Origin of the sequence: Pseudolysinimonas kribbensis (assembly GCF_030161895.1) — a bacterium.
Taxonomy (GTDB): domain Bacteria; phylum Actinomycetota; class Actinomycetes; order Actinomycetales; family Microbacteriaceae; genus Pseudolysinimonas; species Pseudolysinimonas kribbensis.
Genome location: NZ_BSVB01000001.1, coordinates 2,693,150 through 2,706,339 on the forward strand (window position 1 = coordinate 2,693,150; position 13,190 = coordinate 2,706,339).

At 72.6% G+C, this 13,190-nt stretch carries 16 protein-coding genes and 3 pseudogenes; 7 read left to right on the forward strand and 12 right to left on the reverse strand.

The genetic code is table 11. The features are described 5' to 3' along the window. The first annotated feature begins 28 nt into the window (after nucleotides 1-28). Entirely contained in the window at nucleotides 29-556 is a 528-nt protein-coding gene (locus QQK35_RS14835) for a pyridoxamine 5'-phosphate oxidase family protein (RefSeq protein WP_284254848.1), read from the forward strand. Here the strand turns inward: QQK35_RS14835 and greA are convergent. Beyond that, a complete protein-coding gene (gene greA, locus QQK35_RS14840; RefSeq protein ID WP_284254849.1) occupies nucleotides 553-1,041 on the reverse strand; it encodes a transcription elongation factor GreA in 489 nt (162 codons plus the stop codon). The genes QQK35_RS14835 and greA overlap by 4 nt on opposite strands. A gap of 97 nt (nucleotides 1,042-1,138) precedes the next feature. Continuing rightward, complete coding sequence (locus QQK35_RS14845; RefSeq protein WP_284254850.1) at nucleotides 1,139-1,483, reverse strand: DUF4307 domain-containing protein; 345 nt, start codon at nucleotides 1,481-1,483, stop codon at nucleotides 1,139-1,141. 139 nt (nucleotides 1,484-1,622) lie between these two features. Between QQK35_RS14845 and QQK35_RS14850 the strand changes: the two genes are divergently transcribed. Next, nucleotides 1,623-1,895 (forward strand): hypothetical protein, encoded by a 273-nt coding sequence (locus tag QQK35_RS14850; protein WP_284254851.1) that lies wholly within the window; start codon nucleotides 1,623-1,625, stop codon nucleotides 1,893-1,895. On the opposite strand, the gene trhA is transcribed toward QQK35_RS14850, so the two are convergent. Further along, the gene (gene trhA, locus QQK35_RS14855; RefSeq protein WP_284254852.1) at nucleotides 1,892-2,578 is read right to left on the reverse strand and encodes a PAQR family membrane homeostasis protein TrhA; all 687 of its coding nucleotides are present in this window, start codon (nucleotides 2,576-2,578) and stop codon (nucleotides 1,892-1,894) included. The genes QQK35_RS14850 and trhA overlap by 4 nt on opposite strands. A gap of 67 nt (nucleotides 2,579-2,645) precedes the next feature. Here trhA and QQK35_RS14860 point away from each other — a divergent pair, with 67 nt between their 5' ends. The 4 genes and pseudogenes from QQK35_RS14860 to phoH2 all read left to right on the forward strand — a co-directional run bounded on the left by QQK35_RS14860 (nucleotide 2,646) and on the right by phoH2 (nucleotide 6,095). Then, on the forward strand, nucleotides 2,646-3,419 hold the full coding sequence (locus tag QQK35_RS14860; RefSeq protein ID WP_284255720.1) for an isoprenyl transferase: 774 nt from the start codon (nucleotides 2,646-2,648) through the stop codon (nucleotides 3,417-3,419). 15 nt (nucleotides 3,420-3,434) lie between these two features. Further along, nucleotides 3,435-4,097, forward strand: coding sequence for an aminotransferase class V-fold PLP-dependent enzyme (locus QQK35_RS14865; RefSeq protein ID WP_284254853.1), 663 nt, complete (start codon nucleotides 3,435-3,437; stop codon nucleotides 4,095-4,097). Further along, on the forward strand, nucleotides 4,064-4,555 hold the full coding sequence (locus QQK35_RS14870) for an aminotransferase class V-fold PLP-dependent enzyme (RefSeq protein WP_284254854.1): 492 nt from the start codon (nucleotides 4,064-4,066) through the stop codon (nucleotides 4,553-4,555). The genes QQK35_RS14865 and QQK35_RS14870 overlap by 34 nt, the downstream gene beginning before the upstream one ends. Before the next feature lie 134 nt (nucleotides 4,556-4,689). Further along, nucleotides 4,690-6,095: pseudogene (gene phoH2 / locus QQK35_RS14875) on the forward strand (RNA 5'-3' helicase PhoH2). A gap of 49 nt (nucleotides 6,096-6,144) precedes the next feature. On the opposite strand, the pseudogene QQK35_RS14880 reads toward phoH2, so the two are convergent. Continuing rightward, nucleotides 6,145-6,551, reverse strand: a pseudogene (locus QQK35_RS14880) (GlcG/HbpS family heme-binding protein). Between the two features lie 114 nt (nucleotides 6,552-6,665). Between QQK35_RS14880 and QQK35_RS14885 the strand changes: the two are divergent. Then, a complete protein-coding gene (locus QQK35_RS14885) occupies nucleotides 6,666-7,199 on the forward strand; it encodes a prepilin peptidase (protein ID WP_284254856.1) in 534 nt (177 codons plus the stop codon). 99 nt (nucleotides 7,200-7,298) lie between these two features. On the opposite strand, the pseudogene QQK35_RS20580 reads toward QQK35_RS14885, so the two are convergent. The 8 genes and pseudogenes from QQK35_RS20580 to QQK35_RS14920 form a co-directional block, all read right to left on the reverse strand. Next, nucleotides 7,299-7,760 (reverse strand): annotated as a pseudogene (locus tag QQK35_RS20580) (DUF4232 domain-containing protein); the annotation flags it as partial. Further along, the gene (locus tag QQK35_RS14890) at nucleotides 7,760-9,172 is read right to left on the reverse strand and encodes a class II fumarate hydratase (RefSeq protein ID WP_284254857.1); all 1,413 of its coding nucleotides are present in this window, start codon (nucleotides 9,170-9,172) and stop codon (nucleotides 7,760-7,762) included. The gene QQK35_RS14890 and the pseudogene QQK35_RS20580, both read right to left, overlap by 1 nt. Before the next feature lie 24 nt (nucleotides 9,173-9,196). After that, nucleotides 9,197-9,826, reverse strand: coding sequence for a carbonic anhydrase (locus QQK35_RS14895; RefSeq protein WP_284254858.1), 630 nt, complete (start codon nucleotides 9,824-9,826; stop codon nucleotides 9,197-9,199). Continuing rightward, nucleotides 9,823-10,470, reverse strand: a complete 648-nt coding sequence (locus QQK35_RS14900) for a DUF4245 domain-containing protein (RefSeq protein ID WP_284254859.1) — start codon at nucleotides 10,468-10,470, stop codon at nucleotides 9,823-9,825. Before QQK35_RS14900 ends, QQK35_RS14895 begins: the two co-directional genes overlap by 4 nt. Then, entirely contained in the window at nucleotides 10,467-10,727 is a 261-nt protein-coding gene (locus QQK35_RS14905; RefSeq protein WP_284254860.1) for an exodeoxyribonuclease VII small subunit, read from the reverse strand. The genes QQK35_RS14900 and QQK35_RS14905 overlap by 4 nt, the downstream gene beginning before the upstream one ends. 10 nt (nucleotides 10,728-10,737) lie before the next feature. After that, the gene (xseA, locus tag QQK35_RS14910) at nucleotides 10,738-12,003 is read right to left on the reverse strand and encodes an exodeoxyribonuclease VII large subunit (RefSeq protein WP_284254861.1); all 1,266 of its coding nucleotides are present in this window, start codon (nucleotides 12,001-12,003) and stop codon (nucleotides 10,738-10,740) included. Between the two features lie 5 nt (nucleotides 12,004-12,008). Next, nucleotides 12,009-12,161, reverse strand: coding sequence for a hypothetical protein (locus QQK35_RS14915; RefSeq protein WP_284254862.1), 153 nt, complete (start codon nucleotides 12,159-12,161; stop codon nucleotides 12,009-12,011). Then, nucleotides 12,110-13,084, reverse strand: coding sequence for a DNA glycosylase AlkZ-like family protein (locus tag QQK35_RS14920; protein ID WP_284254863.1), 975 nt, complete (start codon nucleotides 13,082-13,084; stop codon nucleotides 12,110-12,112). The genes QQK35_RS14915 and QQK35_RS14920 overlap by 52 nt, the downstream gene beginning before the upstream one ends. Between the last annotated feature and the right edge of the window lie 106 nt (nucleotides 13,085-13,190).

Below are 13,190 nucleotides of genomic sequence, written 5' to 3' on the forward strand. Positions count from 1 at the left end.
GTCGGCGGTGGGCCCTACGGTCGGGGGAATGACCGGACCCCGCCGCGAACGCCCGATCCTCCCCGCCGGCTACGGCCTGCCCGACGACGACTCCGGCCTGCTCGCGTGGGCCGACGTGCGGGGGCGCCTGGAGCGATCGCAGCACTACTGGCTCGCGTCGGTCCGTCCCGACGGGCGGCCCCACCTCATCCCGCGCTGGGGCGTGTGGGTCGACGACGCGTTCTGGTACGACGGCTCGGCCGAGACCCGCCACGCCCGCAACCTCGAACGCAACCCGGCGTGCTCGCTCTCGCTCGAGAGCGGCAGCGAGGCGGTGATCGTCGAGGGACGCAGCGAGGCGGCCCGCGCCGAGCCGGACGACGTCGGCGCGCGGCTCGCCGCGGCCTTCGGCAAATACCACGCCGCCGGGTATGCGCCCGCGGCCGACGCCTGGGCCGGCGACGACGGGGGCGGGCTCCGTGTGCTCCGACCGGACACCGTGCTGGCGTGGTTCAGCTTCCCCACCGACGCGACTCGTTTCGTGTTCCCGCCGGCGCCGCCGGCCGCGACGCCCTAGGCGCGGTAGGTCTCGACGTCGACGACCTCGACGGGGATCTCGCGGCCGTTCGGCGCGGTGTACGTCCCCTTGGCTCCGACCTTCATGCCGAGGATCGCCTGCCCGAGCGGGCTCGTCGCCGGGTAGACGTCGAGCTCGGTGTCGCCCGCGACCTCACGGCTGCCGAGCAGGAACTTGGTGTCGTCGCCCGCGATCTTCGCGGTCACGACCGTGCCGACCTCGACGACGCCGTGGCTCTGCGGCGGCTCGCCGACGCTCGCGTGGCGCAGCAGCTCGGTGAGCTGGCGGATGCGCGCCTCGATGTGGCCCTGCTCGTCCTTCGCGGCGTGGTAGCCGCCGTTCTCCTTGAGGTCGCCCTCCTCGCGCGCGGCGGCGATCCGCTCGACGATGCCGGCGCGCCCGGGCCCGCTGAGCTCCTCGAGCTCGGCCTTCAGCCGGTCGTAGGACTCCTGGGTCAGCCACGTCGTGGCCGTGGTGTCGGACATGATGCTCCTCGGAATATCGGGACACCGCCGGATAAACAAGAAGACCGGCCGGGGCCGGTCTCGGGTACATCCAATTCAGCGGTCGGTCAAGACTAGGTCACGGCTTCGTCAGCCAGCAAGCGCCCACGGTGCCGTTCACAGCCGGCTGCGAGATACGCACGGTCACGCTGTGCCGGAACGTGCGCTGCGTCGACGGCGGGATGTCGACGATCTTCCAGCCCACGATCGCGAACTTCTCGTCCACGCCCTCGAAGCTGCAGGTGACGCGCGTGCCGGGGTCCGCCGAGATCTGCTCCGTGACCTGCAGGGTCGAGGCGTTCACGTGGCGGTAGCCGATGTCCTGGTTGTCGATCGCGGCCCCGGGGGTGAACAACCCCACCCAGATGACCCAGACGACGGCCGTGGCGACGACGGCGACGCCGACGAGCACGGCGACGACCACGGCACGCCGTCGACGCTGGGGGTGCGACCGTAGCGCGCGTCGATGTCCACCGCGGCGGCGGCGGGCCGGTGGGTGATGGACACGGCGGGGCTCCCTTACTCTGAGATGAGGCTATCCGCCCGACTCTGAGAGGCCGACCGTGCTCTGGACCCTCGCCGCCGTGCTCGGCGCCGCCCCGTCTCCCTCGCCGTCGCCGGGGTTCGACGCCGACGCCGTCACGCCCGGTCCCTGGGGGTTCGCGGTGATGGCCGCGATCGGCGTCGTGGTGATCCTGCTGATCCTCGACATGGTCCGTCGCCTGCGGCGGGTGAACTACCGGGCGCAGATCCGCGAACGGCTCGAGGCGGAGGAAGCCGCGAAGGCGAGCGGCACGACGGGCGACGCGGCCGGGGGCGACGACCCGCGCGGCTAACCGACCGGGTGCTGCACGACGAGCAGGATGCCGACCCACTGCGCCAGGAACGCGACGCTCGTGCAGGCGTGGAACAGCTCGTGGAACCCGAAGACCCCCGGCACGGGGTTCGGCCGCTTGAGCGCGTAGAACACCGCGCCGAGCGAATAGGCGACCCCGCCCGCGAGAACGAGCAGCATCGCGATCGCGTCGAACGCGATCAGGTCGCCGGCGTAGAGCACCGCTGCCCACCCCAGCGCGAGGTAGATGGGCACGTAGAGCCAGCGGGGCGCACTCAGCCAGAAGACGCGGAATGCGATCCCGAGGAGGGCGCCGCCCCAGACCACGACGAGCAGGATGGTGCTCTCCGGCGCGACCAGGGCGGTGAGCGAGAGGGGCGTGTAGGTGCCCGCGATGAGCAGGAAGATGTTGGCGTGGTCGAAGCGGCGCAGCCGCGGCTTCGCGGCGTACGGCGCCGGGAGCAGGTGGTAGATCGCCGAGACGCCGAAGAGCAGCAGGGCCGTCGCCATGAAGATCGCGGAGCCGGCCTTCGCCGCCGCACCGTGCGCCACGACGATCAGCACGATGCCGAGCACGACCGCGACCGGCGTGGTCGCGAGGTGGATCCATCCCCGCCAGCGCGGCTTGGCCTCCACGTCGAGAACGCGCCCGCCGTCGGCCGGCGTGTCGAGCGATGAGCGCATGCGCCGAGCCTAGGAGGAGCAACCTGGCAGCCGCCCCGGCTAGCGTATGGGTCGTGGCGCGTGAGCGATCGGACCTGGCGAGCGGGGGATCCTCTACCGCCTGTACCAGGCCCGGCTGCGGCGCTCGCTCACCGACGCGTCCCTGCCGCACCACGTCGCGATGATCATCGACGGCAACCGTCGCTGGGCCCGGCAGCGCGCCCTCGAGACCGCCGCCCACGGGCATCGGGCCGGAGCGGCGAAGATGCGCGAGTTCCTCGAATGGTGCGACGACCTGGGCGTCCGCGTGGTCACCCTGTATCTGCTCTCCGCCGACAACCTGACCGGGCGTCCCGGGGACGAGCTCGAGCAGCTGTTCGTGATCATCGGCGACCTCGCGCGCGACCTCGCCGAGGAGGGCGAGTGGCGCATCCAGCACGTCGGCACCGTCGACGGCCTGCCGGAGAGTCTCGTCGACGACCTCCGGAACGCGCAGACGATGACGGCCGAGAACACCGGGCTGCACGTCAACCTCGCGGTCGGCTACGGCGGCCGGCGCGAGATCGCGGATGCCATGCGCAAGATCGTGCGCACCCATGGCCTCGGCGGCGGCACGATCGACGATCTCGCCGACATCCTGACCCCGGAGCTCATCGCCGAGAACCTCTACACCCAGGGTCAGCCCGACCCCGACCTGATCATCCGGACCTCCGGGGAGCAGCGGCTGTCGGACTTCATGCTCTGGCAGAGCGCACACAGCGAGTTCTACTTCGTCGAGGCGCTGGGCCCCGACATGCGCGAGGTGGACTTCCTGCGGGCGATCCGTGCGTTCGCGAGCCGCGAGCGCCGGTACGGGCAATAGAGCGGGGGACGACGCATGGACATCGACGACTACGCCGGCGGGTTCGACGAGGAGCCGGGATATCTCGACTTCGCCGGCGTCGGCCCGATCGGCCGCACGGTGCGCGGCGAGCTCGCCGGCATGACCGAGTCGCTCGCCCGAGCGCGCTTCGGCGGGTTCGGGGTCTTCCTGGAGCAGGGCGCCCGGCTGCGCTCCGCCGTGGCGGCGCTGACCGGGTTCCCCGCGGACCAGGTGGTCTTCCAGCCGAACACCAGCACCGGACTCATGCACGCGATGTTCGGGATCACGGGCGGCGTCGCGCTCTCGCCCGCCGAGTTCCCGTCGCTCAGCTACGCGGCCGACCGGGCGGCGCGCGCCCTGGGCGTGCTCGTGCCCGCCTGGGTCGAGACCGACCACGGTCGGGTCACCCCGGGTAACCTGCGCGACCAGCTCACACCGTCGATCGTCGCCGTCGCGCTCAGCCTCGTCGACTTCCGCACCGGGTTCCTCGCCGACCTCGAGGGCCTGCGCCAGGTCGTGGGCGACCGCCTGCTCGTGATCGATGCGACCCAGTGCTTCGGCGTCGTCGACGCCCCGTGGCAGCTCGCGGATGTCGTGGTCGCGGGGGCCAGAAGTGGCCGCGCGCCGGTTGGGGCACCGGCTTCATGGCGCTCAGCGAGCGGGCGCTCGAGCACCTGACGCCGGTCTGGTCGGGCTTCGCAGGCGACGACGGCGCGACCATGCCGATGGACGAGGTGCGCGAGCCGGCGGCCGACGCCTCGAAGTTCCTGCTGACCAACCCCGACCCCATCGCGCAGGCTCGGCTGTCGGCGGCCCTCGAGGAGATCGCGGAGGTGGGGGTGGGATCCATCAACGCGCGGATCGCGACGCACGTGAGCCGGATCATCGAGCTCGCCGACGAGTTCGCCGTGCCGGTGAGCTCCCCGCGCACCGAGTCGGAGCGGGCGGGGATCGTGGTGCTGCAGCCCGCGGAGGATCAGCTCACGGCGCTCGCGGCATCCCTGCACAACCACGGGGTGAGCGTCACCGTCCGGGCGGGCACCGTGCGCGTGTCGACGCACGCGTCGACCGACGAGGAGACGTTCTCGATGCTGCGTTCGGCCCTGCAGTCGTTCGCGACCCTGACGACCGTCTGAGCTCAGTCTTAGCCGCCGCGCGCGCGTGTCGCGGGAGGCGGTAGCCGGGCGGGGGTTACGTTCGCCCCATCGGACACGGCGTCCGATCGGGGCGGCCACACACGTTCGCTCCGCGAGCCCCGGCCGCTCCGCAGATGAGAGTCCGGGAGCGCCGAGAGGGCTCCCGGGGATGGAGTGGCAGTGCCCGCGCTCGACAAGCCCTCGCCCGAATCCACCCAGACTCGCGACACGCGGTCGGTCCCTCGGCAGGGGAGCGCACGTACGTGCTCGACACCTCCGTTCTGCTGAGCGATCCGAGCGCGATGTTCCGGTTCGCGGAGCACTCGGTGGTGCTGCCCGTCGTGGTCGTGACCGAGCTCGAGGGCAAGCGGCACGACCCCGAGATCGGCTACTTCGCACGGCAGGCGCTGCGCAAGCTCGACGACCTGCGTGTCGAGCACGAGCGTCTCGACTTCCCGATCGCCATCGGCGACGACGGCGGCACGCTGCGGGTCGAGCTCAACCACACCAACATGTCGGTGCTGCCCTCCGGCCTGCAGCTGGGCGACAACGACTCGCGCATTCTCGCGGTCGCGATGAACCTCGCCAACGACGGTCTCGACGTCGTCGTCGTCTCGAAGGACCTGCCGCTGCGGGTGAAGGCCGCGTCGATCGGCCTGGCCGCCGAGGAGTACCTCGCCGAGCTCGCCGTGGACTCCGGCTGGACCGGCGTCGCCGAGCTGGACCTGTCGAGCGAGCAGATGGCCGAGCTCTACGACAACGAGACCATCGCCTCGCGCGCGGTGGCCGAGCTGCCGATCAACACGAACCTCGTCATCCACTCCGACCGCGGCTCGGCGCTCGGCCGGGTCGTGGATCGCGGGATGCTGCGGGTGGTCCGCGGCGACCGCGACGTCTTCGGACTGCACGGTCGCAGCGCGGAGCAGCGTCTCGCCATCGACATGCTGCTCGACCCGGAGATCGGGATCGTCTCCCTCGGCGGCCGCGCCGGCACCGGCAAGAGCGCCCTGGCGCTGTGCGCCGGCCTCGAGGCCGTGCTCGAGAAGCAGCAGCACCGCAAGATCATGGTCTTCCGCCCCTGTACGCGGTCGGCGGGCAGGAGCTCGGCTACCTGCCCGGCGACAAGGACGAGAAGATGAACCCCTGGGGCCAGGCGGTCTTCGACACGCTCGGCGCCCTCGTCTCCGAGAACGTGCTCGAGGAGGTCGTGGAGCGCGGCATCCTCGAGGTGCTGCCGCTCACCCACATCCGCGGCCGCTCGCTGCACGACGCGTTCGTGATCGTCGACGAGGCGCAGTCGCTCGAGCGCAACGTGCTGCTGACGGTGCTCTCGCGCATCGGCCAGAACTCGCGGGTGGTGCTGACCCACGACGTGGCGCAGCGCGACAACCTGCGGGTCGGCCGGCACGACGGCGTCGCGAGCGTCATCGAGACGCTCAAGGGCAACGCGCTGTTCGGGCACATCACGCTCACCCGCTCGGAGCGCTCCGCGATCGCGGCGCTCGTGACCGAGCTGCTGGAGTCCAACGAGCTCGGCTGACCGGTCGACATCCCGGTGGCGGCGGTGACGCCGGGAGGGCCCGGCGGGCTCAGCCGAACGCGGCCGCGCCCGCCCGGGCGCAGGCGTCGTCGACGGCAGGATCGGGAGCGCCGCTCACGCCGACGCCGCCCACGATGAGGTCGCCGTCGCGCACCGGCACCCCGCCGCCGAAGACGACGAAGCGACCGCCGCCGGTGCTCTGGATGCCGAACAGCGCACCCCCGGCTGCGCCTCCGCGGCGAGGTCGGCCGTCGAGCCGCTGAGTGCGATTGCCGTGTAGGCCTTGTCCACCGCGAGCGCGGGGCCGGCGATCTCGGCCCCGTCCATCCGGCGGAACGCGACCAGGTGACCGCCCGCGTCGACCACGGCCGCGCTCACGGCGAGGTCGTGCCGGGCGGCCTCGGCCAGGGCCGCGTCGAGGATGGCCTCGGCGCGGGCGAGGGTGACGACGGGCACGGGGGCTCCTTCGATCGGGCGGACGCTCGGACCGTAGCAGACCGGGCGCAGCGGCCGGGGCCCGCCGGGGGATCGTCTCCGCGGCGCCCGACGCGGCCGCGCTACCCTCCCGCTGTGCCGACCCCCGACGCCCGTGCCCTGGGATGGCAGCTGCCCCTGGCACTCGCCCTGGCGGTGCTCGCGGTCGTCGCGATCGGCCCCGCCGCGGCGACACTGCCCGGCCTGTATCTGGCCGCGACGGCGCCCGAGCTGGCCCGGTTCGATCTCGTGCACCGGCGCCTGCCCGACCGGATGACGCTGCCGGGCATCGCGGTCGGCGCGGTCGCGATCGTGATCCAGGGGTGCGCGACGCGCGTGGTGCCCTGGGGGCCGATCCTCGCGGCGGCGATCCTGACGGTCGTGTTCCTCGGGCTCGCGCTGGGGGGCGGCATGGGGCTCGGCGACGTCAAGCTCGTCGCCGTGCTCGGTCTCGCCTCGCCGACGCTGACCATCGCGGTTCTCGCGCCCCTCGCCGCGTTCCTGCTGGGCGGCGTCGTGAGCGCCGTGGTGCTGGTTCGCCACGGACGCGGCGCACGGATCCCGTTCGGACCGTTCCTGCTCGCCGGCTACGTCGTCGCGCTGGCGGCGAGCCTTCTCGTCAGCCGCTGAAGGCGTCCACGGTCGGCATCGTCGACTGCACGGGGTAGACCGCCCATCCGAACCCCGGCTGCGGCGCGCAGGGTGCAGCAGCGAGACGTCCAGCGCGATCGTCGACGGTGAGCCCGCGGGCGTCACCTGCAGCGTCGTGTGCTTCGAGTCGGTGCAGTGGCCGGTGATCCCGCCGTCGGTGGTGGTCGACAGCACGACCGGCGCGTACGCGGTCGCTCCGGCGGGCACGACGACGGGACCGGCCGGGAACTTGCTCGAGGTGCCGGCCGCGACGCCCTCGGTGCCGCGCCGACCGCCGGTCAGCGAGGCCGCGGGGGCTCCGTTCAGAAGACAGGTGCCGGTGCTCGTGTTCGTGAGCGCGACCGCGAACTGGCCGAGGGTGCCCCCGTCGACCGGCTCGCGCACGCCCGTCCACGTGCAGGCGGATGCCGCCAGGGTCGGCGTCGGCGACGCGGTCGGCGTGTGCACGGGTGTCGACGTCGGGGTCGGTGCTGCGGTGCAGGCCGCCAGCAGCAGGGCCGCCGCGATCACGGTCGCTGCGAGGACGGCGCGGTGCGTCATCAGCTCGGGTGGGTCATCGACAGCACGTCGAGCGCCGCATCCAGCTGCTCGGTGGTCAGCTCGCCGCGCTCGACGAAACCGAGATCGATGGTGGCCTCGCGGATCGTGCGGCCGGTCGCGACGGCGTGCTTGGCGATCTTGGCGGCGTTCTCGTACCCGATGAGCTTGTTCAGCGGCGTGACGATCGACGGCGACGACTCCGCCAGCGCGCGGTCGCGATCCACGTTGGCCACGAGGCCGTCGACGGTCGTGTCGGCCAGCAGCCGCGTCGCGTTCGCGAGCAGCCGGATCGACTCGAGCAGCGCCGTGCCCATGACCGGGATGGCCACGTTGAGTTCGAAGTTGCCGGAGGCTCCCGCCCAGGCGATCGTGGCGTCGTTGCCCATGACACGGGTGGCGACCATGATCGTCGCCTCGGGGATGACCGGGTTGACCTTGCCCGGCATGATCGAGGAGCCCGGCTGCAGGTCGGGGATGTGGATCTCGTTGAGCCCGGTGTTGGGGCCCGAGCCCATCCACCGGATGTCGTTGCAGATCTTGATGAGCGACACGGCGAGCACGCGCAGGGCGCCCGACGCCTCGACGAGGCCGTCGCGCGCTCCCTGCGCCTCGAAGTGGTCGCGCGCCTCGGTGATCGGCAGGCCGGTCGACTCGGCGAGGATCTGGATGACCCGCTCGGAGAACCCCGTCGGCGTGTTGATGCCCGTGCCGGTCGCGGTTCCGCCGAGCGGCACCTCGGCCACGCGGGGCAATGCCGCCTCGATGCGCTCGATCGCGAGGCGCACCTGTCGCGCGTAGCCGCCGAACTCCTGCCCGAGGGTCACGGGGGTGGCATCCATGAGGTGGGTGCGGCCCGATTTGACGACGCCGGCCCACTCTCCCGCCTTCTTCTCCAGTGCGATCGCGAGCCGGTCCAGCGCCGGCACGAGGTCATGGGTGAGGGCGCCCGTGACGGCGACGTGCACCGACGTCGGGAAGACGTCGTTCGACGACTGCGACATGTTGACGTGGTCATTGGGGTGCACGGGCGAGCCGAGCGAGCGCGTCGCCAGGGTGGCGAGCACCTCGTTCATGTTCATGTTCGAACTCGTGCCCGACCCGGTCTGGAACGTGTCGATGGGGAAGTGCTCGTGATGCGATCCGGCGATCACCTCGTCGGCGGCCGCGACGATCGCGTCGGCGATCTCGGCCGGCAGGATGCCGATCTGCTTGTTGGTCAGCGCCGCCGCGCGCTTGATGCGGGCGAGGGCGATGATCTGGCTCGGCTCGAGGCCGACGCCGGAGATCGGGAAGTTCTCGACCGCGCGCTGCGTCTGCGCGCCGTACAGGGCGGCGGCGGGCACCCGCACCTCACCCATGGTGTCGTGCTCGATGCGGTACTCGGTGCTGTCGGAGGACGCGGTCGTGGCCACGGATCGCCTTTCGAAGTCGGGTCGTCAGTCGGACGTGAGGCCGAGGAGGACGTCGGGGACCACGCGGCCTTCGAGGAGGCGGTAGTTCGCGCCGACGATCCCCAACCTACCGGCGGCGACGGCGTCGGAGATGAGCTCGGACTCGGCCAGCAGCTCGCTGACGGTGTCGCGCAGGTGCGCTCTGCCGACCTCGGCCGGGTCGCGATGGCCCTCGACGATGGGCGTCGCCGCGACGGCCGGCGCGATCGGGGCGATCAGATCCCGGATGTGCGGCGGCAGCGGCGCCGCGTCCGGCTCCGCCTGGTCGATGGCTGCCGCGACCGCACCGCACGAGTCGTGCCCGAGCACCACCAGCAGGGGCGCGTTCAGCACCTCGACCCCGTACTCGATCGAGCCGAGCACCGAGCTGGAGACGACCTGCCCGGCGTTGCGCACGACGAAGAGATCGCCGAGCCCGCGGTCGAAGATGATCTCCGCGGCGAGCCGTGAGTCGCTGCATCCGAAGAGCACCGCGTGCGGCGCCTGCCCCAGGGCGAGCTCCTCGCGCCGCTCCACGTCCTGGCGGGGATGCCGTGGTGCCCCGCCGATGAACCGTTCGTTGCCGCTGACCATCTCCGCCCAGGCCTGCGTCGGGGTCATCGCGGGTGGGGTCATGTCAGGTCCTTTCCGATGGCCGTCGCGACGGTCGCGAACTCGGCGTCGGTCGCGGTCGACCCGGTGAGCACGATGGTCGAGCGGCCGGATGCCGCCACGAGCGCATAGTCGACGTCGCCGCCCGCCTCGCGGTGGTCGTAGACGCGCCAGCTCAGGCCGCCGTACCGGTGCGACCCGGTCGGTTGCAGCTTGCCGACCTGGTCGGCCGTCCAGGTGGCGTCGGCGTCGATGCCCTGCACGACGCCGACGTAGCGTGATGCCGGGCTGATGAGGCCGATCTGCCAGCTGGCGACCTGATCGCTCGGCTGGTCGAGCTCCGCGCGGTTCGCCCACCATTTCGCGGGCAGCACCGGCGCGGTCAGCGGCGTCGAGACGGCGGACTGCGCCTGCGCGGCGGTCTGCGGGTAGTCGACCCGGTTGGCGTCGGCGCCCGGGCCGGGCCGCACGACGACGAGCACGAGCACCACGACGACCGCGAGCGACGCGCCGATGGCGATCACGAGGTTGATGAGGGTCTGGTTCGCCCGATGCCGCCGGCTCGAGTCGGCGCGGCGATCGGCGAGCTCCTCCGGCGTCTCCGGACGACCGAGCTCGGCGACGATCGGCCGCCCCTGCTCGTCGGTCGCGCGGAACCGGGGGCTCACGAGTCGGTGCCCGGCAGGCCCTGATCGCCGCCCGAGCCGCCGCTCGCGGCCGCCGTGCGCGCGGCGTCGAGCCGCTGCTTCGCGCCGAGCAGCCACTCCTCGCACCGGCGGGCGAGCGCCTCGCCGCGCTCCCACAGCGCGAGCGACTCCTCGAGGGTCGCCGAGCCCTGCTCGAGGTCGGTCACGACCCGCACGAGCTCGTCGCGCGCCTGCTCGTAGCTGAGGTCGGCGACGTCGGTCGGGGCGGTGTCGGACACGGCCGTCAGTCTAACCGCGGGCCCCTGACGAGGCGCCGGGGGCGCTGACCGTCGTGGACACCTCGCCGTCGGCCAGGGTGAGGAGGAGCGCATCGCCGGTCGCGGCATCCGTCGCCGAGCGCAGGATGCGACCGTCCGCCCGGTGCGCGATGGCGTACCCGCGCTCCAGGGTGCGCCGCGGCGAGAGCGCGCGCTGACCGCGCAGCTCGCCGACTCTCCGCTCGTGCCGGTCGACGCAGTGGTCCATGAGCTCGGAGCCGCGCGCGATCCACCGCGTGAGCTCCTCGGCGCGGGCGTCGACCAGCCAGCCCGAGTCGGCGAGCGCCGGCCGGCTCCGGATGACGGCGATCCGGTCGATCTCCCCGGTCACGAGGGCGGTGACGCGACCGGTGATCCGGGCGCGCGCCTGCTGCACGCGGGCGAGCTCCTCCGCGACGTCCGGCACCACCCGCTTGGCGGCGTCGGTGGGGGTCGAGGCGCGCAGATCCGCGATCTCGTCGAGCAGCGGCCGGTCGGCCTCGTGCCCGATCGCGCTCACGAGCGGGGTGACGCAGGCGGCCGCGGTGCGCAGCAGGGTGTCGTCGCTGAACGGCAGCAGGTTCTGGAAGTCGCCGCCGCCGCGGGCGACGATGATGACGTCGACCTGGGGATCGGCATCCAGCTCCCGGATGCCCGCCGCGACGTCGGCGGCCGCCCGGTCTCCCTGCACGGCCGCGTACCGGAGCCGGAAGCGCACCTCCGGCCAGCGCAGCTGCGCGTTGCGCACGACGTCCTTCTCGGCGTCGGAGTCCTTGCCCGTGATGAGACCGATGCAGCCGGGCAGGAAGGGCAGCCGCACCTTGCGATCCGGATCGAACAGCCCCTCCTCGGCGAGCTGCCGGCGCAGGCGCTCGAGGCGCTCGAGCATGTCGCCGAGGCCGAGGTGGCGCAGCTGGTACACCTGCATCGACAGCGTGCCGCCCTTGAGCCAGTAGTCGGGCTTGACGAGCGCGACCACCCGGTCGCCCTGCCGGAACTCCTCCGTGAAGCGCGCCCGCGTCGACGACCAGATCCGCAGGTCGAGCGTGACGTCCTGCTCGAGGTCGCGGAGCTTCGCGTAGACGTTCCCCGCGCGCTCGCCCCACTGCGTGAGCTCGCCCTCGACCCAGACCGTGCCGAGCCGGTCGATGTAGCCCTTGAGCTTGCCGGCGAGCACGCTGACCGGCCACGGCGCCTCCGGCGTCGCGGGGACGGAACCGTCGGCCGGTGCCGCGCCGGAGGTCGTGCTGTCGCTCATCCCGGTCACGCTATCCGCAGCCCGAGCCACGCGGCGAACCCATCGAGCTCGTCGTGGACGGCCTCGGTCATCGACGCGGTGAAGGGCTCGTCCTCGTGCACGGCGTTCACGACGAACTCGCCGGATGCCCGGTCGGCCCGCGCGTCGACCTTGCCCACGAGCCGCTCCTCGTGCAGCACCGCGAGCGCGAAGGGACCCCAGCGCCGCCGGGACGCCGGCTTGTACATGTCGACGCCGTACTCGAATCCCCACAGCGCCTCCGCGCGGGTGCGGTCGAAGACCAGCCGGTCGAAGGGGAGAGGATCGCGGTGCGCCCCGCGAACGGCTCGTGAGCGCTCGCGAGGGCCTCGGCATCCACGCGCCACCGTCCGGGCACGCCCTCGATCTCCACCGGCTCGCCGACGGTGGGCATCGTGTGCAGCTCGCCCGGCGCGCTCGTGACGCTGTCCCGGATGACGCCGCTCGCCCGCAGCACCTGCTCGGCCCGGCGGCGGCGCGCCTCGTCCCACGGCACCTCGACCGCGTCCGCGGGGTAGACGCGCTCGGCGAGGTCCCACACGCGGAACCGCCCGACCCGGCCCACCACGGCGAGATCGCCGGTCATGTGCATGATGTCGAGCATCGTGGTGACGTTGCGGTCCTGGGTCCAGCCGCTGGACTCCCACGGCACGATCGCCTCGTCGGGGATCTCGCGCGACGTCAGCGGACCCTCGTCGGCGATCCGGTCCAGGATGCCCTGCCGGAACGCCGCGTTCGCGTCGACCCAGCGCCGCCCGCCGTCGCGGTCGAGCCAGGTGCGCATCCCGGCGAGGAACAGCGGCAGGTCCTCCATGGGATGCAGCAGCCAGCCGCGCTCGAACAGGCGGCCGTCGGTGAGGGCGCGCTCCAGGTGCACCGGCCGGTGCGACGGACCGAGCCGCGTGTAGGCGATGTGGTCGGCCGACGGGCACAGGATCGAGGTGAGCTCGACCCGCAGCGAGACCAGCTCGCGCACCATGGCCACGGCATCCGGGGGCCGATGCTCGTCGAGCCCCGCCGCGCGCACCGCGATCCGCCGCGCCGTCTCCCGGTCCAACCTCACGTTCGCACCCTAGACGGGACGCCCGACTGACCGATTTTGACCACTCTGCGTCGAGGCGAGCTGCACAAAGTGGTCATTCGCGCCGCCCAGCCCGGGCACGGGGCGC